The 18,461-nt window shown below is 61.3% G+C and carries 20 protein-coding genes and 1 pseudogene; 16 read left to right on the top strand and 5 right to left on the bottom strand.

Annotation, left to right across the window (positions count from 1 at the left end):
* Together Mhypo_RS18575 and Mhypo_RS11320 are read right to left on the bottom strand one after the other, a co-directional pair.
* Positions 1 to 88, bottom strand: a pseudogene (locus tag Mhypo_RS18575) (transposase); the annotation flags it as partial.
* Between the two features lie 149 nt (positions 89 to 237).
* Complete coding sequence (locus Mhypo_RS11320) at positions 238 to 1,731, bottom strand: carboxylesterase/lipase family protein (RefSeq protein WP_170148273.1); 1,494 nt, start codon at positions 1,729 to 1,731, stop codon at positions 238 to 240.
* A 555-nt stretch (positions 1,732 to 2,286) separates the two neighbouring features.
* On the opposite strand from Mhypo_RS11320, the gene Mhypo_RS11325 reads away from it, so the two are divergent.
* Positions 2,287 to 3,333: a protease complex subunit PrcB family protein gene (locus tag Mhypo_RS11325; protein WP_119341404.1), complete on the top strand. Its 1,047-nt coding sequence runs from the start codon at positions 2,287 to 2,289 to the stop codon at positions 3,331 to 3,333.
* A 20-nt stretch (positions 3,334 to 3,353) separates the two neighbouring features.
* Here Mhypo_RS11325 and Mhypo_RS11330 read toward each other — a convergent pair whose 3' ends face one another.
* From Mhypo_RS11330 to Mhypo_RS11340, 3 genes are all read right to left on the bottom strand, one after another.
* Positions 3,354 to 6,764 carry an ATP-binding protein gene (locus Mhypo_RS11330; RefSeq protein ID WP_170148274.1) on the bottom strand — a complete coding sequence of 1,137 codons (3,411 nt, stop codon included), beginning with the start codon at positions 6,762 to 6,764 and terminating at the stop codon, positions 3,354 to 3,356.
* A 298-nt stretch (positions 6,765 to 7,062) separates the two neighbouring features.
* Positions 7,063 to 7,245 (bottom strand): hypothetical protein, encoded by a 183-nt coding sequence (locus tag Mhypo_RS11335; protein WP_119341406.1) that lies wholly within the window; start codon positions 7,243 to 7,245, stop codon positions 7,063 to 7,065.
* Between the two features lie 2 nt (positions 7,246 to 7,247).
* On the bottom strand, positions 7,248 to 9,389 hold the full coding sequence (locus Mhypo_RS11340) for a S8 family serine peptidase (RefSeq protein ID WP_119341407.1): 2,142 nt from the start codon (positions 9,387 to 9,389) through the stop codon (positions 7,248 to 7,250).
* Between the two features lie 156 nt (positions 9,390 to 9,545).
* Between Mhypo_RS11340 and Mhypo_RS18135 the strand changes: the two genes are divergently transcribed.
* The 15 genes from Mhypo_RS18135 to Mhypo_RS11405 all read left to right on the top strand — a co-directional run bounded on the left by Mhypo_RS18135 (position 9,546) and on the right by Mhypo_RS11405 (position 18,455).
* Positions 9,546 to 9,719 carry a hypothetical protein gene (locus tag Mhypo_RS18135; RefSeq protein ID WP_170148275.1) on the top strand — a complete coding sequence of 58 codons (174 nt, stop codon included), beginning with the start codon at positions 9,546 to 9,548 and terminating at the stop codon, positions 9,717 to 9,719.
* Between the two features lie 9 nt (positions 9,720 to 9,728).
* Complete coding sequence (locus tag Mhypo_RS11345) at positions 9,729 to 9,950, top strand: hypothetical protein (protein ID WP_119341408.1); 222 nt, start codon at positions 9,729 to 9,731, stop codon at positions 9,948 to 9,950.
* Positions 9,951 to 10,164: 214 nt separating this feature from the next.
* Positions 10,165 to 10,635 carry a hypothetical protein gene (locus Mhypo_RS11350; protein ID WP_147075361.1) on the top strand — a complete coding sequence of 157 codons (471 nt, stop codon included), beginning with the start codon at positions 10,165 to 10,167 and terminating at the stop codon, positions 10,633 to 10,635.
* A 21-nt stretch (positions 10,636 to 10,656) separates the two neighbouring features.
* Positions 10,657 to 11,112, top strand: a complete 456-nt coding sequence (locus Mhypo_RS11355) for a hypothetical protein (RefSeq protein WP_119341410.1) — start codon at positions 10,657 to 10,659, stop codon at positions 11,110 to 11,112.
* Positions 11,113 to 11,120: 8 nt separating this feature from the next.
* Positions 11,121 to 11,555 (top strand): thermonuclease family protein, encoded by a 435-nt coding sequence (locus Mhypo_RS11360; protein WP_119341411.1) that lies wholly within the window; start codon positions 11,121 to 11,123, stop codon positions 11,553 to 11,555.
* A gap of 10 nt (positions 11,556 to 11,565) precedes the next feature.
* Complete coding sequence (locus Mhypo_RS11365) at positions 11,566 to 12,114, top strand: 2'-5' RNA ligase family protein (protein ID WP_119341412.1); 549 nt, start codon at positions 11,566 to 11,568, stop codon at positions 12,112 to 12,114.
* A 34-nt stretch (positions 12,115 to 12,148) separates the two neighbouring features.
* Complete coding sequence (locus Mhypo_RS11370; RefSeq protein ID WP_119341413.1) at positions 12,149 to 12,958, top strand: glucose 1-dehydrogenase; 810 nt, start codon at positions 12,149 to 12,151, stop codon at positions 12,956 to 12,958.
* Positions 12,959 to 13,027: 69 nt separating this feature from the next.
* The gene (locus Mhypo_RS11375; RefSeq protein WP_371862134.1) at positions 13,028 to 13,762 is read left to right on the top strand and encodes a DUF6923 family protein; all 735 of its coding nucleotides are present in this window, start codon (positions 13,028 to 13,030) and stop codon (positions 13,760 to 13,762) included.
* Between the two features lie 126 nt (positions 13,763 to 13,888).
* Complete coding sequence (locus tag Mhypo_RS11380; RefSeq protein ID WP_119341415.1) at positions 13,889 to 15,091, top strand: hypothetical protein; 1,203 nt, start codon at positions 13,889 to 13,891, stop codon at positions 15,089 to 15,091.
* A gap of 13 nt (positions 15,092 to 15,104) precedes the next feature.
* Positions 15,105 to 15,248, top strand: a complete 144-nt coding sequence (locus tag Mhypo_RS18140) for a hypothetical protein (RefSeq protein ID WP_170148276.1) — start codon at positions 15,105 to 15,107, stop codon at positions 15,246 to 15,248.
* Positions 15,245 to 15,745 (top strand): GNAT family N-acetyltransferase, encoded by a 501-nt coding sequence (locus Mhypo_RS11385; protein ID WP_119341416.1) that lies wholly within the window; start codon positions 15,245 to 15,247, stop codon positions 15,743 to 15,745. Before Mhypo_RS18140 ends, Mhypo_RS11385 begins: the two co-directional genes overlap by 4 nt.
* A 59-nt stretch (positions 15,746 to 15,804) precedes the next feature.
* Positions 15,805 to 16,587, top strand: coding sequence for a class I SAM-dependent methyltransferase (locus Mhypo_RS11390; protein ID WP_206074916.1), 783 nt, complete (start codon positions 15,805 to 15,807; stop codon positions 16,585 to 16,587).
* A 50-nt stretch (positions 16,588 to 16,637) separates the two neighbouring features.
* Positions 16,638 to 17,477, top strand: a complete 840-nt coding sequence (locus tag Mhypo_RS11395; RefSeq protein WP_240637228.1) for a hypothetical protein — start codon at positions 16,638 to 16,640, stop codon at positions 17,475 to 17,477.
* Positions 17,464 to 18,036 carry a GNAT family N-acetyltransferase gene (locus Mhypo_RS11400; RefSeq protein WP_170148277.1) on the top strand — a complete coding sequence of 191 codons (573 nt, stop codon included), beginning with the start codon at positions 17,464 to 17,466 and terminating at the stop codon, positions 18,034 to 18,036. Before Mhypo_RS11395 ends, Mhypo_RS11400 begins: the two co-directional genes overlap by 14 nt.
* Positions 17,997 to 18,455, top strand: coding sequence for an ASCH domain-containing protein (locus Mhypo_RS11405; protein WP_119341419.1), 459 nt, complete (start codon positions 17,997 to 17,999; stop codon positions 18,453 to 18,455). Before Mhypo_RS11400 ends, Mhypo_RS11405 begins: the two co-directional genes overlap by 40 nt.
* Positions 18,456 to 18,461 lie beyond the last annotated feature (6 nt).

Genomic DNA, 18,461 nt, shown 5'->3' on the forward strand with positions numbered 1-18,461 from the left:
TTTCCCGGTAGAGGGCGTGCAGGTTGTCCGGGTGGTGCCGCAGCTTGAGCTCCAGCCGGGGGCGGCGTTGGTGTTTGGCCAGGTGCATGTCCTCATCTTAAGGGAAAAACCTAGGGGGAGTTCTTATCAAATGAATCTGGCATAAGTTCAGGATCGGGAAATGGACCATTTACCTGACCACGCGGTGCTGGGCAAGTAAGGCGGACAGCAGGGCGATTGCATCGACTGAGCGCACTATCAGTCGGTGCGTTGGTATCCGATCTCGTCCAGGAAAGCACAATTGGGGTTTTGCGGCTGGAAAACCTGGGTGGGAATGTCAAAGCGCAGATGGGGATTGCTGTTCGGCGTAAAGGCGGGCCAAGCCAGCCCCCCAACCCCCCTGAGCGGCTGTCCCTTGACAAATTGGCCAAGGTATTCGGACATCTCGCGGGCCAGGGTCTGCTCGCCGGGGTTGGTGATTCCCCTGAGGCGCAGGGTGTTGAATATAAAGGGCAGTTCGTCTCCGTGGCAAGCCCTCCCCTTGCAGCGCTCGACGCCCGGCCACAGACTCACCGAGGGAGCGTGGGTGAAACGGAAGGTATAAACTGGGGCTCTTGCGTTGCGGGCCAGCGCGAGGTTCGGACAGTAGAACAAATAGTCGTTGACAAAAGCCTCGAGCGGCTCACGGTAATCGCGGAGCAAACGGGGAGCATAGCGGTTGGCAATCGTCGGGCCAACATCACCCATTAGAATGTTGAAAAGAGCCGAGTATGCCAGGAGGCTGACCGGGCCTTTGGACAAACCTACAATAAAGAGGATGGATTCATCGGTGTTGGTGCCAATGACAGTAGGCTTGGTGAAGCCGCCCTCCCGGGCGACCTCGAGCGGCTGTTGCTGGATCACGCTGCCGTCGACCACCGGCGACCAGGTCAGAAAGTTGGCCAGCCCCTCGGACAACACCGAGAGCGAGAGCAGGCGACTCTCTTCACCCTTGAGTATGGCCTCCACCGGACGCTGTCGCAAACAAGCCACCGGGTCACGCACGAGCCGACAGTTCGTAGCATTGAGATAGGCAAGCCCGACTCGCCGGGCTTGCCCAAGGTTTTTATAAGGTAGTCCCAAAGGGTTGCTTAGCATCACCGCTTGCTGAAAGAGGGGCTGGCTAGCCGGTGCGGACAAAAGGTGCAACCCCACCGACGCAGCACCGGCACTCTCCCCCATAAGGGTGACCCGGTTGGGGTTGCCGCCAAAAGCCCCGATATTCTGATTGATCCAGCGCAGGGCCAGTTGCTGATCGAGAAAACCGTAGTTACCCTGTAGATCACCAATCCCAGCTAAGAATCCCAGGGCTCCCACCCGGTAGTTGAAGCTCACTACCACTACGCCGTGTCGGGCGGCCAGGTAAGCCCCGTCGTAGATCGGTACAGCACTTGCTCCCGTCTCGAACGCACCCCCGTATATGTAGACGAGCACTGGCAAGCTCTCGCTCTGGGGTTGCAAATCGGGCGTCCACACATTTACCGACAGGCAGTCCTCACTCTGGGGAGGCAGGGCAGAGGTGTCTAAGTTCTGTGGGCAGATGTTGCCAAACCGGGTAGCCTGCAACCGCCCTGGCCAGGGAGCTTTGGGCACAGGTGGCTTCCAACGACGTTCGCCCGCCGTGCTCTCGGCATAGGGAATACCGAGAAAAACCGATAGCGTCCGGCCTTCAACATTCACGGTTTTGCCGCAAACCTCTCCGGCACCGGTCATGACCGGCCCAGTCTGACAATCCGCACTCTGGGCCAACACCCGTCCCAGGCTCGTCGCCACCAAAATTAGCAGGACACTTAGGCATCGATTCACAGAATCTCGCAAGCTTGAAAGCGGTAAGTTGATTGGCATTGCTCTAATCTACAATAATTTCGTACAGTCGTTTTTTTTGATCTTCCGCCAACTCGAGCCGCCCCGTTCTAAATCAGGCAGCTCGCTTTTAGGGCTCGAGGCCGCGAGTACCTGGCGCGAGTACCTGGCGACAGCCCCCATGTGGCCACCTTTCCAGGGCTGGCCATCATGTTCGTGGCGCTGGGCTTCAACCTGCTGGGCGATGCCCTGCGCTATGCGCTCGACCCCCGGGCGGTGCGCTAAGTGGACGATTGGGAAAGGGGTTTCTACTGGCAGCGCCACAAAAGTAAGCACCCGCTTGCACTCCCTGATTCCAGGCTGCACCTTTATCCGCTTCTCACCCCAACCCAACCCAGCCCCCAGGCTTTTGAGCAAAGATTCACCCAAAACCCTTCGCTCACCCAAAGCCGCTAAGATGGAGACATGAAACCATGGGTGGGCCTAACGATGCTGATCCTGGCCGGTTGTGTACCACAGCCGGGGCAGCAATCCTATCAACTAAGCGAGATTCAGTTGCTCTTCGCCGAGAACACCGAACGCTGGACGTATTTTTACGGTGAACCCCAGGCCGTGCGGCTGGGTGAGCGCAGCTTGGCCCTGACCCGTGGCCCGTCGGCCAGTCCTCTGGCCGTGGCCGACGCCCTGCTGGTGGATGGCGAGGCCCTCTACAGGGAGATTAACCCTGCCCTGCCCCGCGTGGCCCAGACCACCCGTACCTTCCCCGGTTTGCAGTTTGTGGTGCGTACCAACCGCAATGTGCAAAGCGCCTGGCTCTTCGATGGAAGCTGGTCGCGGCTGGGCAATGTTTTTGCCAGCAATGCCGCGCAGGTGGTGGAAAGCCGCCCTGGTGCACCCCGACTGGCCCCCCTCTCGGAAGCCGAAAACGAGGCGGTGCTGCGGGAAATCCTGAACCGCCGGGGGGGGCGTCCGGTGGTGGTGTACGAAATTGAGCCTCCTTTGCTGCCCAATCGCTATGAGCCCGCCCCCGCTCAAAGCCGGGTTGCGGCTTTAGCCGTGCAGTATGGCCTTGAGACGGAGCTAACCCTTATGCCTCCCACCCCCAACCCCACCCCGCGCATCCTGCAACAAGGCGGACAGTCCGCCTACACCGCCCAGAACCCGGCGGCCTACCTGGCCAGCAACACCAGCCAGCTAGTGACGCTCTGGCGCCTGGCTACGGGCAACCAGATTCCCCAGCCGGCCACGCCAGCAGTGGACTTCAACCTGAACCGGGTGGTGGCCTTCTTCTGGGGTCAAAAACCCACCGGCGGCTACAGCGTGCAGTATGTGAGCAGCCAGCTTGCGGACAATACCCTGCGGGTCACCTTGCGCCTCTTGAGCCCGGCGCCGGGGGCCATTGTGACCCAGGCCCTCACCAGCCCTTTTGTGCTGCTGGAAGTGCCGGGGCGCTTTACGCGGGTGGAGTTTGTAGATCAAAGCGGGCGGGTGCTGGCGAGCGCAACCAATTGAAGCCAGGAATAGCGCCTGGCTCAGGACAATCCCTCCAACCGGCCCAGCCGTAGAACTTCGGCATTGATGGGGTTCTGGCTCAGGTAGCCCTGGCGGAACTCCTGGGGAACGTGCCGCTGTGCGACCTGGTCAATCCAGTCCAAAGCCTGCTGTAGCGTCTGCCCAGCCAAGGGCTCTCCTGCCGCTTTGAGGGCTTCATAGCGGGCCAGCCAGACCAGGGCCCGCTTGGAGGGCGGGGGGAATGTATCCAGGCGCTCTAGGGCCTGGGCACTCCACTTCAGCGCCTCCTCTACACGCCCCAGCCTCAGCAGCGTGCGCGTCAGGTAGGCCAGGGCCTCGGTCTCCATACCGGGAATGTGGTGGGCTCTGGCCCACCCCAGCGACTTTTGCACCAGCCCCAAGCCCTCCTCTGGCCCGACCAGCATCGCGTGCTCGAGGCGCATCCGGGCCAGCCCATGATCCCATCCACTCAGCTCCATCCGTCGTTCGATCTCGGCAAAGTCCGTGCCGGGCAGGGTTTGGCCGCGCGCAGCCCGATAGAGCAAGCGGTGGAACTCGGTAAGGTCGCGGTAAAGCGAGTTGGCCGGGATGTCCCGCTCGGCGTTTTCGATGGCTTGCTCGAGTTGTTCCCAAGCTCCCAGCATACGGTATAAAGCTCCCAGTGGCTCGATCAGAAAAGCCCTGGACTCATGCGGCTTGAGGTAGCTCTCGGCACGGCGGAATTCACGCATGGCCTCGGCAAAGCGCTCCAGCGAAAGATAGGCCCAGCCCTGCTCCGCCACCACCTCGTAGCGAACATGGTCGATACCCTCGATGTCCCCCAGAATGGCCTCGGCCTGCAGGCTGTTGTGCAAAGCAGCTTCGTACTGGGCCAGGAAAAACTGGCTGTTGGCGATACGCCGTAACGACTCTGCCCGCCAGACCTTGTTCTGGCTCAGTTGCAGACTGCCAAGCAGTTTCTGATTGTGCTCAATGACCTCCTGGTGGCGGTGCAGGTTTAGCAAGATGTTGCTGTAGTTGAGGGCGTTGAAGAACAAGCCCTCCTCATCGCCCGCAGGCTCGAGCAGACGGTTGGCCTGCTCCAGGAATTTCAGAGCTTCATCGTAGCGCCCCTGGTTGTTGAGGGCGTCGCACAGGGCCCGCAGCAGCTTGCCCGCCGTTTCGGGATGGGCCTGCGGGTCGCCCAGGGCGGCCAGTCCGTTTCGGGCCGCCCGCTCAGCTTCGAGGTCGAGGCTGGCCGATATAGCCCACCAGGCCCGGGCCGACCAGGCCTCGCCATGTTGCTGGGGCGTTTGGGCGGTGTTCTGCATCTCCTCGATCAGCTGGGTCTGTTGGGGGCCGCTGTCATGCCGCCAGAGGCTCCCCACCGCCCAGATGCGGGCCTCGAAGGCTTGATGGGGTTGGCCCGCTTCTTCATAGGCCCGGATGGCCTGCTCGAGAAAACCCGTGAGCTCGGTCCAACGGTAGGCATGGTCGGCTTGCTCGGCGGCCTCGAGCCACAGGGGGGCCGCTTTGGCGGGTTCGCCCGCCTCCATCCAGTGCTGGGCGATGCGGGCCGGGCTCGCCCTGGCCTCGCTCAACACCTCGGCAGCGCGGGTGTGCAGCACGGTTCCAATGGTGGGAGTGAGACCTGTGCGCACGGTCTCGTAGAGCAGGTCGTGGCTGAAGCCATTGCCCGCAAAAACCTGCGCGGTTTCCAGTTCCTGCCAGGCTTCCAAAAGCTCCAGCGGGCGTGACTCGAGCACCCGGGCAATCAGGTTCAGGTTGAAGTCGCTTTGCAACACCGCGGCGGCACGGGCAATGTTCAGGGCTTGCGGCGACAACTTGCTGAGGCGCTGGTTGATGACCGTGCCTACCTTGCCCGGCGGCGGCAAACGGCCTGGCCAGCCGCGCTCCAACTGCCCGGTCTCCTGCAAGTGGCGCACGGTTTCCAGCACAAACAGTGGGTTACCCCCGGTAAAGCGGGTCATCTGAGTAGCCATTTGTTCCAAGCCTTCAAGGTGGAAGGTCTCAAGCAACTTGCCCACCGCCTCGCTGGGCAGCGGCTCGACATCAATCAGCACCGCCATGCCCGCGTTTACCAAGCTATACACCACGTTCTGTTCCATCTCGGGGTCGAGTTCGCCCTTGCGGTATACCTGGATGGTGAACTCGAGGCTGGGATTGCCCACCCCACCAAACTTACCCAGCAGATAGACCAGAGCCTCCATCGTGGCCGCATCCATGTACTGCGCGTCGTCGCCCACGATCACATAGCCCCGCTGGGCGACTCGGTTAAGTTCGGCCAGCGCGTCGAAGAGGCGTATCTTCTCGACCTCTGAGGAGATCGGTGGCGGCGGGTCGGCGGGGTTAAGCTCGGGCACCAGCCGCGAGAGTTCACGCCGCACCCAGTCCGGTAGGCTACCCACCGCCTCGGGCTGGAGGGCCGCCACCTTGCGCACCTCGCGGGCATAGGTCGAGAAGGGCACGCCCCTATCGCCGGGGCGCGGCGTGTTGACCATCACAGGCCCCTTGCTGGCGGCGAACTCCATCGCCAGGCGGGTCTTGCCCACCCCCGGCTCGCCCCGCAAAAACACCAGTTTGCCCTCCTGGTAGGCTTGCTCCATCAGCGCCCACTCACGCTCACGCCCTACTAGGGCGCTGGCGGGCGCGGCGGGCGTTTGTGGGGCGGGTTTTTCTCGAGGCTTAACAGATTGCATGCCCCCAATGGGTTTGCCGCTTTCGATGTGTGCCGCCAGCTCGAGGGTCTCCGGCAACGGCTCGGCCCTGAACTCGCGCTCCAGGATTGCCCGGCACCGCTCAAAAGCTGCCAGTGCTGCACCCCGGTCGCCCAGCAAGTAATGCAGCCGCATCAAGCGGCGGTGGGCTTCTTCGGAGACATCGTCGAGCTCGAGCACCTGCCGGGCCATGCTGAGGGCATCGCTGTATTGGCCGGCTTGCTCCAGGCGCTCGGCTTCGGCCATGGTCGCATCGCGCCGCAGGGCATTCAGGCTCTCCCGGGTGGCGGCCAACCACTCGTCGAAGTCGGGGCATTCGTCGAAGTCCAGGCCCTGGAGCAGCTCGCCTTCTAAAGCCGCTGCTTTGGCGTACTCGCCCGCGAACGCGTGGGCCGAAAGCTGTACGGCATCTACCTCGAGCCAGTCCACCAGGGCAATCTGCTCGTCTCCCACAATGAGGTCAGCCCCGGCGCTGTCGCGCAGCCGCTTGAGGGCCTGGCGAAGGTTGTTGCGGGCGGTGGCCTCGGAGGAGTCGGGCCAGAGCCAGCTGGCCAAGCGGTACTTGGGGGTGGTGCCCTCGAGGGCCAGATAGGCCAGAACGCCCGCCACCCGCCACTGGAGCCTGGACTCGCCCCTGGGGCCGCGCAGCCTGGCACCACCCAGCAATTGAAGTTGCCAGGCGGTCTGGGTAGTGCTGGTACTGCGGGAGTCCATCCCGTCTAGTTTATCGAGATTGCCCATGCCCCAGGGCTTTCTCAACTACGTTTGGGTTGCCAGCCGGAAGCCTGGCGGATCGTTCCACCAACCTCTCGATTTCGCTTCTACCGGCTCAGGCCCGGCACTAAACCGATCCAGTCTGGCTGCAATTCAGCCATCCCTTGATGGTGGGAAAGGCGATATGCCGGATCCAACAAAGATAAAAGTCGAACAGCTTTAGAGGCTATTTTTGTTAAGTCCGGTAAAAAACAAACCACAGGGCGCTTGCACACCCTGTGGGAAACCATCAAGCAACTTATGCTTTTTGAGCTTGCTCATTTTTTCGCTCAGCTTCCTCGAGGAACCGGTTTAGCTCCTCGGGGCTTTTGAAGTAGAGCTTCTCTTGGGTACGCACGTTGGTGACCGAAGCCCGCCATACCTCGCCCGTGCTGCAGGGTTCGTGCCAGATGCGCACGATGTACATGCGGCTGGTAGGCATACCTACCTCGAGGCTCGCTCGAAGAAGCGCAGTACCTGGGGAGAAACCCTTTGCGCTGCCCCCAGATCCTGCACCAGCTCCACGCTAAACGAGAGATCCGAACGGGGCGGCTCGACCAGCACCAGATCGCCGTTTTCGGTATAGACCCCCAACCAGTCGCCACTATCGAGTTCCTCATTCTGATTGCTATCCTTCCAGGCCAGCAACAGATACCGGCCCGCTTCCAGGTCGCGGAAGCGATAGGTGGTACTGCTGACGTTGCTCTGGATGGCAATCACCCGGCTGCGAATCTGGTCGCAGTCGTTGCCGAGGTAGTAGCAGGCCAGCACCAGGGTACCGTTCAGGCTGGGGCGGGTCGCGTTGGCGTTGGCGATTTGCAGGCTAAGCGTCGCTGTTCGGGTCTTGCCCCCCCCGCTGGCCGTGATGGTCAGGCCATAGTTGCCTGCAACCGCGCTGCCCGCCACGTTCAGCGTTAGCGAAGCGCTGCTGTCCGATACGGTCGCTGGGTTGAAGGTTCCGCTCACACCAGAGGGTGCGCCGCTCAGGCTCAGCGTGAGGGGATGGGTAAAGTTGGTACGGGTAAAGTTGAGGGTGATGGTACTCGAGCTGCCGGGGCGCACCGAAAGGCTGTTGGGGGTCAGGCTCAAGCTGAAGTCGCCACCCGGCGGAGGGGGTGGGGGATTGTTGCCGTTCCCCAGGGCTTGCAGAGCGGCGGCTGCGTCTATCAAACCAGCCCCACAATCCCTCGAGGTCTGGGCCGGGCCCTTGCCGGTACAGGCCGTAGGAGAAAGCGGTCGGGCGGTCTGCTGTAAAAGCGCCAGCGCCTCGGTGCCACTCAGGGCCGGACGGCGGCTCTTCATGAGGGCAATCACCCCCGCTACGTGCGGCGCGGCCATCGAGGTGCCCTGATAGAACGCATAAGCAAACTCGCTGTTCTGGTCGTCACGAACAGGGCTTAGTACGCCATCCGGGTAGGTGTCGTTATTGAGGTCAGCTCGGGTATCACCCCCTGGGGCCATCACATCAATGCGAGGGCCATAGTTGGAGTAGGGGGCGCGGTGATTCTGAAAATCGGTGGCTCCAACCGTAATCACCCCCGAGCAGTTGGCCGGGGTAAACTCGGCGGCATTGCGGTTAGAGTTCCCCGCCGCCACCACCACAATCGCGCCCCGGGCCGTCACTGCATCGAACACTTCCTGGGCTGCTGGCGAGCAGGTACCCTGTCCCCCCAGGCTCAGGTTGAGGATCTGGGCCGGATTGGGATTGGCGGGCACCCCCTGGATACTGATACCTGCAGCCCAGGCTGTTCCATCCAGAATATCGGCCATGGTACCGCCTCCGGCCCCCAGCACGCGGATGGGCACAATGCGCGCGCCCCAGCTCACCCCCGCCACCCCTCTGTTGTTGTTGGTTGCTGCCGCGATGGTGCCCGCCACATGGGAGCCGTGGTAACTGCCCTGCCCACCTGGTTCATCGCCAGGGTCTTCGGGGTTGTTGTCGCGTCCGTTGCCGTCCACCCCCACCTGCGGATTGGTAATGAAGTCGTAGCCGGGCAACAGCCTGCCCTCAAAATCGGGGTGCTGCGAGAGAATGCCGGTGTCCACCACCGCAACCGTCACCGGGTTGGTGGTGCCTTTTTCAATATCCCAGGCCTGCGGCAGGTTGATGGCGGGATAGTGCCACTGGTCCACATAGGCCGGGTCGTTGGGGGTCGCCAGGGCCTTCCAGATGTAGTTGGGTTCGGCCCAGAGCACATCCGAACGGGAGCGCAGCCCCCGCAGCAGCTCGAGGGTTCCGCTTTCATCCACATCGGCACGGTAGAGCGAAGCGGCCTGCACCCCTGCCAGGGGACGTACCTGCTGTACGCTCACCCCGCCCACCCTCAGGCTCTGTACCGACTGCAGCGAGAGGCCCGGACGAAACTTGATGATGACCTCCCCCGGTACAAACGAAGTTCCGCCTGCTGGGGGCAAACCCAGGGGTACCTCGAGGATGGGCAGCGAGGCCAGCGCTGCACTACGCCCCAGGCTCAGGGTGCCCGAAAAACTAGCCGACCCAGGGGAACTTCCCCCCCCACAGGCTGCCAGCAAAAAAGCCGCAGCCCCTGCCAAAATGACCTGTCTGTTGATCCAATGCATCTGCATCTTGCCTCCATCAGCCCTGGGCTTTTGCCCAGAAACCAGGCCAAGCCTAGCGGGGCGGCTGTGACCAGGCCGTGACAAGCTCCGAACTGCCCCACTGCATCCCGGTCACGCCATGGTCACAGAGGAGGGTCTACACTCCCGGCAGGAGGTAGGAAGATGAACCCACAGCAACCCTTCGAGCTGATGATTCTGCGGCACCAAGCCCTTCTGGCGGAGCACCAGGGTTGCCCCCTGCCCGCTCCCCGGCGCCCAGGCTCCTGGCTGGCCCACATCCAGCGCTGGCTCTCCGCGAACAAGGCCCTCTACCGCGCCACCGCGCCCCACGCATAGGAGGAACCCATGAACCTGCTCAACCCCATCCTGGCCGATATCTTCGTCGCCGAACTCCGCCAGCAGATCCAGGACAGCGGGCCCCAGCCCCGCTTCAAGGTGGACGAACTGGCCCTCTGGCACGCCGACCAGAAAGCCTCGAGCAACCCGGCCCGCCCACCCCGCATCCTCAAGATAGGCCCTTTCACCTACGGGTGGCACCGGCCTCAAGAGCAAACCAAACCTTGCTAAAGGAGCGACCATGCTTACCAACCCGCCATGCTCGAGCTGCTCAGCCAGCTAATACTAAATGAACTAAAAGCCCAGGCCACCCATGCCCAGCGCCCCCCGTACCGTTCCTGGTTTACTCGTTTTCAGTGCTGGATTGAGGCGCGTACCCATGCCTGAGCCAGGCCCTCTGCCTACCCGCCCCACCGCTCTCGGTGGTGCCATCGTTGGAGCCCCCATGCCGATGTATCTTTATGCCTTTCTACTCTTTGCCCTGCTGACGGGCTGTGGTCAAACTGCGGCCACTACCCCTGCCCCCGACCGCCACACCCTGCAAACCTTCAACGATCAGCTCCTCCCGGTGACTTTGTTTGACGACATGGTTCAGGAGCCGGAAAATCCGCCCTACCGTTTTCGCCTCGAGGTCACCGACGGCTGGTTCCGGCTCGAGCGCTCGAGCCAGAGCGAAACGGCCATTCGTTACGAGCAAGCGGTGTATTTCCGCGAATCAGTGGAGGGTAATGGAGGCCGCAGGTGGCGCTGGTACGACCTCGGCACCTGTACCCCTCAGGGGTCGGGGATGCGGTGTGATTCGGGATATGCTCAGGGTTACAGCTTCGAGCTAAAGCAACAAGGCGAAACACTCATCACCCAGCAGCAGCTCTTCTACGAGCCCCTTTTCAAAGGCACCTACACCTTTAGCCGATAGCTTTGCGAAAGACGAGGATTTATGGCCTACCGAATTAACCAGTACACGCTTTGGACGTTGCTTTGCTGGGTGCTCTTGCTCTCGGCTTGCAACCAGACCGCACCGGATCAAACCCGCCATTCCCTGCAAACCGTCAATGGCAAGACGCTCCCCGCTTTGTTGCTCGACACCGTGCTGCAAGACCCCGACACGCCCCCCTACCGCTTCCGGGTTTTTGTCACCGAGGGCTGGTTTCGCCTCGACGGCAACCGCTACGAGCAACAGGTGCGCTTTTACGAGCTGGCCGAGGGCTATCCCAGCCACCGCTTTCAGTGGAGCGAGTACGGCACCTGCCAGCCCAGCGGCGAGGGGCTGCGCTGCCAGTCGGCCTACATCCAGAACTACACCTTCGAACTGACCCGCCAGGGCGACCAGCTTGTCACCCGGCAACAATTTGGCGACCCGAACCTGGTGGGCACCTACGTCTTTAGCCGGTAGGGGTCAACATGAAAACGGGATTGATCCTTCTTTTGCTGATGGCTCCCTTTGCACGGGCCCTCGAGGTTCCCGTTGCTATCCAGGACGTAATTGATGGTCGTACCCTCGAGGTTCGCCACCCTGGCGGAGCCATCACCAGGGTTCAGCTGGCGGGTTTGGGTACAGCAAAGCGCGAAGTGCTGGTACGGCTCGCCCCCAGGGGCACACACGGCTTTGTGCTGGTAGGCGGAACCTCGCCCCAGACCCGCCCCGTGATCGGGTTCGTTTACCTCTGCCCAAATCTTCGGCCCTGCACCACCGCTACCTTCAACCTGAACGCCGAAGTCCTGCGGCACGGCGGAGCAAAATTTGTGTCCAACTTCGAGGATGCAGAATTGCGGCAAATGCTGATTAAGGCCCAGCTCGAGGCCCAGCAAGCCAGGCGTGGGGTTTGGGCCAAATAAGGACATCCACATGAGCAACCGCAGCCTTTTAGCCATCAACTACCCCACCCTGGCCCAGCCGGACCTGGACTGGATTCAAGTCATTCGCGAAGCTCACGACGAGCTGTACTTTGAAGTCGTCGCCCCGCATTTCACTTTGGTATTTCCTGCCTACAATCAAGACCAAACCACTTTTACCGAGCACGTCCGCCGCATCGCCTATCAAACGCCACCCTTCGAGTTCGTGCTGCGCTCTGCGGTGCTGGGCGACGATGCCTTTAGCGACTACACCCATGTATTCCTGGTACCCGACGAAGGCTACAGCCGGATTGTGCGGCTCCATGACCGCCTGTACACCGGCATCCTGAGCGGGGAACTGCGGCTGGACATTCCCTTTATCCCGCACATCGGCATCGCCAACTCCAAAGACCCCAAAGCCTGCAAGCGCCTGGTGGACCAGCTCAACAACAGGAAGTTTGAGATTTTCGGCAAGGTAGAGCATCTGGACGTGATTGAGTACGGGGAAAACCGGGTGAAAACCCTTGAACGAATACCGCTCGGCTCGGGAGGTGGACTGTGAACAATCGTTGTGCGTCCGGAATAGAGGTGAATCAATGTACAGACTGAAAGGCAAGATTGCTCTAGTCACTGGAGCAGCAAGAGGCATCGGAGAGGCTATCGCGCACGCCTTTCTCAATGAGGGGGCCATCGTTTACCTCTCTGACATCAACGATGAGTTGGGATTCAACACCGCAAAGAAGCTTGGCGGGTCGGCGCAGTATGTTCGCCTTGATGTTCGTAGCGAACAGGATTGGCGATCTGTCATGGACCTGATTGTCAGTACCCATGGAGCAATAGACGTGGTCGTCAATAACGCAGGCATCACCGGTTTTGAAGGGGGTGATCTGGTTCACGACCCAGAGAATGCCAGTCTGGAGGCATGGAGGGCAGTTCATGAAACAAACCTTGATGGCGTATTCCTCGGATGCAAGTACGCCATCAAAGCCATGCGCCCAAGAGGGGTGGGTTCAATCATCAACATCTCATCCCGCTCTGGGTTGGTAGGTATACCTGGTGCAGCGGCATACGCATCATCAAAGGCTGCAATCAGGAATCACACAAAGACTGTTGCACTTTACTGTGCGGAGCAGGGGCTTCGGATTCGCTGCAACTCTATACATCCGGCCGCAATACTCACGCCAATGTGGGAGCCAATGCTGGGCAATGGTCCAGATCGGGAGGCGAGAATGGCAGAGCTTGTGAGCGATACCCCGCTGCGTAGGTTTGGTATGCCAGAAGAGGTGGCCGCATTGGCAGTACTTCTGGCTTCTGATGAAGCCACGTACATAACAGGTTCCGAGTTGAGTATTGATGGTGGGCTTTTGGCCGGCTCCGCTGCAAGCCTGCGAGCTGAAGACGCATAATCGTTTGCTCCAGGCCCGACGGCCCTGACGAGCCCTCGAGCAAATACCCTCAGGAGGAAAATCGTGAAAATGCAATGGTTTGTACCCCTTTGGATGGCCCTGCTGGTGCTGGCAGGCTGCTCCGCGCCCCAGACAACGGGTCGCTGGATGTATGTGGTCACGCCCAGCGAGCTCTATCAGGTCGAGTTCCCAATAGGCTCCGAGCGCCGCATCGGTAACACCCAGGACACACAGGGCAACGGCATCATCCTGCTGGACATCGCCCTCAACCCCAAAGACGGGGAACTGTACGGGGTGAACGACACCCTGTACCGCATCAATAAAAACACCGCGACCCTGACCCGCATCGGCAATGGTTTGCAGGCAACTGCACCGGGTGTGTCGAGCGAAGCGGTTGCCCTGGCCTTTTCAAGTGACGGTGTGCTCTACGCGGGCGTGGATGGCAATAAACTTGCCACCGTAGATACCACAACCGGCAAAGCCAGCGTCATAGGCAGCCTGGGCGCGGGCTACAGCTACAGCGGCGACCTGGCCTTTGCACCCGATGGAAGGCTGTTCGCTTCTGTTTCGGGTCAGGACATCAACGATGAACTACTGCTGGTCAACCCGCAGACTGGGGTGGGAACGCCCGTTGGCAATATCGGCTACCGCAAGGTGTACGGGCTGCAATTCGTTGGTGGAACGCTTTACGGGTTGAGCGAGGGCAGCCCCAGCAGCCTGATCGCCATCGATACCGCCACCGGCAAGGGAACGCTGGTGCGCACGCTGGACTTGCGCGGCTACGGCATCCAGCGCCAACGCTGAGCGAGTGCAGGAACTTAAGGAGTGAACCGCATGTCTTTTGCCACTACACCGAGGTATTGGGCCGTCGCGCCGGCCCTGCTGTTTCTCGCGGCCTGCACCTCGGCCCCTGTTCTAAATCCAACTACTGTGACCCTCGAGACCCGCCTCTACCGCACCGGAGCACCCCAGAACCTGCCGTGGGTGGCCTACCAGGACGGCGACGGGCGGTGGCAGGCCCTCAGCGGCCAGGGGGGGCGGTACGCCTTCTCGGTACGCGACCCCGGCGGGCGGTACGCGCTGGCGGTGGTCTGCACCAACCCGGCCTTGCAGAACGCCCGAATCCAGATCGTCCACGCCACCGTTAAAGAGCTAAGCACCCCCGCCGTAAACTGCCTCTTCCCCCGCAACTCCACCGAGGTGCGCACCGTGAGCGGGAAAGTCAGCCACTTCGGCGACGCCGACTGGGCTATCGTTCAGGTGACCGGCAGCGGCAGCGTGGACGGCCCAGAGGCCGCCAACCCCGGCTACTCGGTGGAGGCCGGGCCGGGCAGCCAGCGGCTGGTGGCCCTGGCCCAGCGGCGGTACGGGCACGACACCAACCCCTGGGCCAGCCGGGCGCTGCTCAAAAACCTCGAGCTGAGCGACAACCTGAGCCTCGACCTGAGCTTCCAAGACCCCGCCACCCAGACCCAGCCTCACACCGTCACACTCGAGGGGGCTGGCGGCGACGCGGTCATTCAGGACACCAAGTTTCACCACCCCGCCAATGTCTATAACCCCGACCTCGGCAGCGGGCTGCGTGGGGCGAGTTCGCACCTCTACGGCGGCATACCCGAAGCCTGGCAGCTCCCCGAAGACGCCCACATGGCCTACGCCGAGGCCTATGTGCCCGGCGAGGGCCGGGGGCGCTCCACAACCACGACCTTCAAAGCGCCCCGCGACCTCACCCTGGTGCTCTTGCCTCACCTGGGCCCGGTAGAAGTACGGCCCGAGGCCCCGGCGGGCAGCCTGGCCCGCTACCGCTTCACCTGGGAGCCCTACGCGGCCGATCTGTACTTTGCGGAGGTGAGCGACCTGGCAACGGGGGGCAACCGCTGGCAGGCCCTGGTCACGCCGGGCTGGCTGCGGGGCGCGGAATACCACACCCCCGACCTTTCTGCCGCGCCGGGCTGGAACCCGGCCTGGAACCTCTCGCCCGCCAGCCCCCGAAGCATGGCGAGGCTCGAGGCCGTGCGGGCCAGCCGCTCCGTGAACGAAGCGGTGCAGCTCTCCGCATTGAACTTCCCCGGCCACCTCGCCGACGGCCTGGTCTGGCAGTCGGCCTCGAGGGTCGTCGGGCTGGGGCAGTAGAGTTGGAAGAAATATGAACACCGAGAAGATTGGCCTGAGGTCGCCCCACCCGAGCGGCGCGGGGGCCACCGGCTTTCCGACAGACTTAATCGGCTCGATCCTCTGGACCAGGGCCTACGACATTCTGGCAAGGCTGACGGGGGAGGTTAGACGATGAAGCTCGAGTTCAAACGCCTGAGCGAGGCCGACCCCGCCGACCTGATTGCCCTGATGAACCACCCCAGGGTGCGTGAGCACATGCCCCTCACTCGAGAGAACTTCGGCGCGGAAGACTGTCGGCGCTTCGTGGAGGGCAAGGAGCGGCTATGGGCCGAGCACGGCTTCGGCCCCTGGGCCTTCTACGCCGACGGGAAGTTTGTGGGCTGGGGTGGTTTGCAGCCCGAACAGGGCGAGGCCGACCTGGCGTTAGTGCTGCACCCAGAGGCCTGGGGCCTGGGCGGCCCTATCGTCCAAGAAGTGTTGCGGCGGGCTTTCGAGGAATTTCGTTTCGCCTCGGTAATGGTGCTATTTCCACCAACCCGAACCCGCATCCGCGCTTTGTTTCGGTTGGGGTTTGTGAGGGATGGGGAAGTGGTGGTAGGGGGCGAAACTTTCCTGCGCTACCGGTTATATGCACCGACAGGGGTCTCGAACAACCCTCGAGAAACATCGTGAACTCGGGGTCACAGGGCCCTTCCAGACCTGGAACCTGAGCAGCGTACAAGGAGGTAAGGGTGAACATCCACGATCTGAATAAAGCGGCCTGGGATAAAGCGGTAGAGTCGGGTGAAAACCCTTACACCAAAGTGGTTTCTTCTGAACAGATTGCGGCTGCCAGAGCGGGCCGCTGGGCCCTGTACCTGAGCGACTGCAAGCCAGTTCCCCCCGACTGGTTTCCGCCCCTAAAGCAGGCCCGGGTCTTGTGCTTGGCTTCGGGCGGTGGGCAACAAGCCCCCATTTTTGCAGCTTTGGGCGCCGAGGTGACCTTGCTGGATAGCTCACCCAAGCAACTTGCTCAGGACAGATATGTTGCCAAGCGCGATGGTCTGACCATCCATACCCTCGAGGGGGACATGGCCGACTTATCGGCGCTACAAACCGATTACTTCGACCTGGTCTTCAACCCGGTCTCTACCCTCTTTGTACCTGACCTCAAACCCATCTGGCAGGCGTGCTACCGGGTACTCAAACCGCAAGGCAGCCTGATGACGGGTTTTATGAACCCGGACGAGTTCATCTTCGATGCGGACGCCCTCGACCACCAGAAGGCCCTGGTAGTCAAGTACCCCTTACCCTATGTCGAGCATGAAACCCTGAGCCCTGAACAACTCGAGGCTTACCGGCGGGAGAAGCGAATGTTTCATTTCAGTCACTCGATGGAGGCACAGCTCGGTGGATTGCTCGAGGCGGGTTTCATCATTACGGGTTTTTACGAAGACCGCCGTCCCGAGGAAGACGGCAACCCCATTCGGCACTACATGCCCAGTTATTACGTGGTAAGAGCCCAGAAGAGCTGAGGCTCTGGCAAGCTCTACGCAGAACAGGGCATGATTGAGGTGGCTGCACTATGGAACCGAGACCGGACGCAATGCTTCCACTTCCACGCCCCAAGGAATACGGTTTAGGCGTGGATAAGCAGCATTTGCTCGAGTGCCTCGAGGCCATAGGGCGCTCGCTCGAGAGCTCGGGCCACGCTTTAGCCCTGATTGGATTGGGTTCGGTGGGTTTGGAGCTGGAACGCATAGACCAGCACTCCGACCTGGACTTCTTTGCGATAGTCGAGGATGGGTACAAGCAGCGCTACCTCGAAAACCTGGACTGGCTCAGTAACGTTGCTCCTGTCGCTTATACCTTTCAGAACACGGAGGATGGCTACAAATTGCTGTTTGAGGATGGCATCTTCTGCGAGTTCGCGGTATTGGAATTGCCTGAACTCGAGCACATTCCTTTCTCGAAAGGCCGCATCGTGTGGAAGCGGCCCCATATCGAAGATTCCATCGCGGTTCCTGTGCTCAAAAATTCTTCCAGCCCCAAGTCTAATGTAGGGTGGCAGGTAGGCGAAGCCCTCACCAATCTGCTCATTGGGCTCAAGCGCTACAGGCGGGGGGAGAAATTGTCGGGCTCGAGGTTTGTACAACACTACGCCCTGGATCGGGTGCTGGATTTGGCCGAGTGGGTCGAGGCAGAAACCCCCTACTTCAGGGATTCGTTTGGCACCGAACGACGCTTTGAGCGACGTTTTCCGGGCGTGTCGAAACTTTTGCCCCATTTCGCGCAAGGCTATGAGCGCACCCCCGAGTCGTCCCTGGCGATACTTGAGTTTCTGGAGCAACATTTTGAGGTTAATGCGGCCATCGCCAGGGAAATTCGCTCGCTCATACAAAAGGATAACCATGACCAGGTTTGAATCCATCCCTACCGAGCGCCTGATCATTCGGCGCTTGAATATGAACGACCTCGAGGCGTTGGTGGCTTACCGCAGCCTGCCCGAGGTGGCTTGGATGCAACTCTGGGACAGCTACGACGTCGAAAAAGGCCGTAAGCTGATCGAGGGCATGGAGGGGGTTGAACCCTTTACCCCCGGCGACTCCTTCCAGTTTGGGGTGGAACACCGCGCAACGGGCAAGCTCATTGGCGACCTCTATTTCAAGCTAGACCAAGCAGGGAAGCAGGCCGAAATCGGCTATACCTTCGACCCTCAGTTTCAAGGGCAAGGTTTGGCCACCGAAGCCGTTCGAGCCCTGTTAGACTACGCCTTCAAATACAAAGGCGTACACCGCATCTACGGTATTACCGACCCGCGCAACCTACCCTCCATCCGGCTCTTGACCCGCCTGGGAATGCGCCAGGAGGCCCACTTCCGCAAGAGCTTGTGGTTCAAGGGCGCGTGGGCCGATGATGTGGTGTTTGCAATTCTGGAGGAAGAATGGACGAGCGCATCGAGCAGTTCTGGCAAGCCTACCTAGCCACCCTGCCCGAAGGCCGGCGGCCCACCACTTACCGGGCCGAGTCCTGGGGCGATAACCCGCAGTTAGCGGACGAGTTAGCGGCCTTGATCATCTCGGGTAAAAAGACCGCGACCTGCTCGGCGCTGTGGGAGTGGGAGGCCGAGGGCGAACCCATCCCCCAGGTGGGCCTCAAGACCATTCTGCTGAGCAGCGTGGGCGAACCGCTGGCGGTGCTGGAAACCACCGAAGTGAGCATCCGGGCTTATCAAGAAGTGGATGCCCAGTTTGCCCATGACGAAGGCGAGGGGGACTTGACGCTTCAGTCCTGGCGCGAGGGACACTGGCGTTTTTTTGATCGAACCCTGGCCCGAATCGGCAAAAAGCCCATGCTGGATATGCCGCTGGTGTGTGAGCGGTTTAGGGTGGTGTACAGGTGATGCCCG

Origin of the sequence: Meiothermus hypogaeus, assembly GCF_003574035.1 — a bacterium.
Lineage (GTDB): Bacteria > Deinococcota > Deinococci > Deinococcales > Thermaceae > Meiothermus > Meiothermus hypogaeus.

Excerpts from the sequence above, each read along its gene's own strand:
- Mhypo_RS11320 (WP_170148273.1), bottom strand. The coding sequence starts at position 1,731 with ATGACCGGTGCCGGAGAGGTTTGCGGCAAAACCGTGAATGTTGAAGGC.
- Mhypo_RS11325 (WP_119341404.1), top strand. The coding sequence starts at position 2,287 with ATGAAACCATGGGTGGGCCTAACGATGCTGATCCTGGCCGGTTGTGTA.
- Mhypo_RS11330 (WP_170148274.1), bottom strand. The coding sequence starts at position 6,764 with ATGGACTCCCGCAGTACCAGCACTACCCAGACCGCCTGGCAACTTCAA.
- Mhypo_RS11335 (WP_119341406.1), bottom strand. The coding sequence starts at position 7,245 with ATGCCTACCAGCCGCATGTACATCGTGCGCATCTGGCACGAACCCTGC.
- Mhypo_RS11340 (WP_119341407.1), bottom strand. The coding sequence starts at position 9,389 with ATGCAGATGCATTGGATCAACAGACAGGTCATTTTGGCAGGGGCTGCG.
- Mhypo_RS18135 (WP_170148275.1), top strand. The coding sequence starts at position 9,546 with ATGAACCCACAGCAACCCTTCGAGCTGATGATTCTGCGGCACCAAGCC.
- Mhypo_RS11345 (WP_119341408.1), top strand. The coding sequence starts at position 9,729 with ATGAACCTGCTCAACCCCATCCTGGCCGATATCTTCGTCGCCGAACTC.
- Mhypo_RS11350 (WP_147075361.1), top strand. The coding sequence starts at position 10,165 with ATGCCGATGTATCTTTATGCCTTTCTACTCTTTGCCCTGCTGACGGGC.
- Mhypo_RS11355 (WP_119341410.1), top strand. The coding sequence starts at position 10,657 with ATGGCCTACCGAATTAACCAGTACACGCTTTGGACGTTGCTTTGCTGG.
- Mhypo_RS11360 (WP_119341411.1), top strand. The coding sequence starts at position 11,121 with ATGAAAACGGGATTGATCCTTCTTTTGCTGATGGCTCCCTTTGCACGG.
- Mhypo_RS11365 (WP_119341412.1), top strand. The coding sequence starts at position 11,566 with ATGAGCAACCGCAGCCTTTTAGCCATCAACTACCCCACCCTGGCCCAG.
- Mhypo_RS11370 (WP_119341413.1), top strand. The coding sequence starts at position 12,149 with ATGTACAGACTGAAAGGCAAGATTGCTCTAGTCACTGGAGCAGCAAGA.
- Mhypo_RS11375 (WP_371862134.1), top strand. The coding sequence starts at position 13,028 with ATGCAATGGTTTGTACCCCTTTGGATGGCCCTGCTGGTGCTGGCAGGC.
- Mhypo_RS18140 (WP_170148276.1), top strand. The coding sequence starts at position 15,105 with ATGAACACCGAGAAGATTGGCCTGAGGTCGCCCCACCCGAGCGGCGCG.
- Mhypo_RS11385 (WP_119341416.1), top strand. The coding sequence starts at position 15,245 with ATGAAGCTCGAGTTCAAACGCCTGAGCGAGGCCGACCCCGCCGACCTG.
- Mhypo_RS11395 (WP_240637228.1), top strand. The coding sequence starts at position 16,638 with ATGGAACCGAGACCGGACGCAATGCTTCCACTTCCACGCCCCAAGGAA.
- Mhypo_RS11400 (WP_170148277.1), top strand. The coding sequence starts at position 17,464 with ATGACCAGGTTTGAATCCATCCCTACCGAGCGCCTGATCATTCGGCGC.
- Mhypo_RS11405 (WP_119341419.1), top strand. The coding sequence starts at position 17,997 with ATGGACGAGCGCATCGAGCAGTTCTGGCAAGCCTACCTAGCCACCCTG.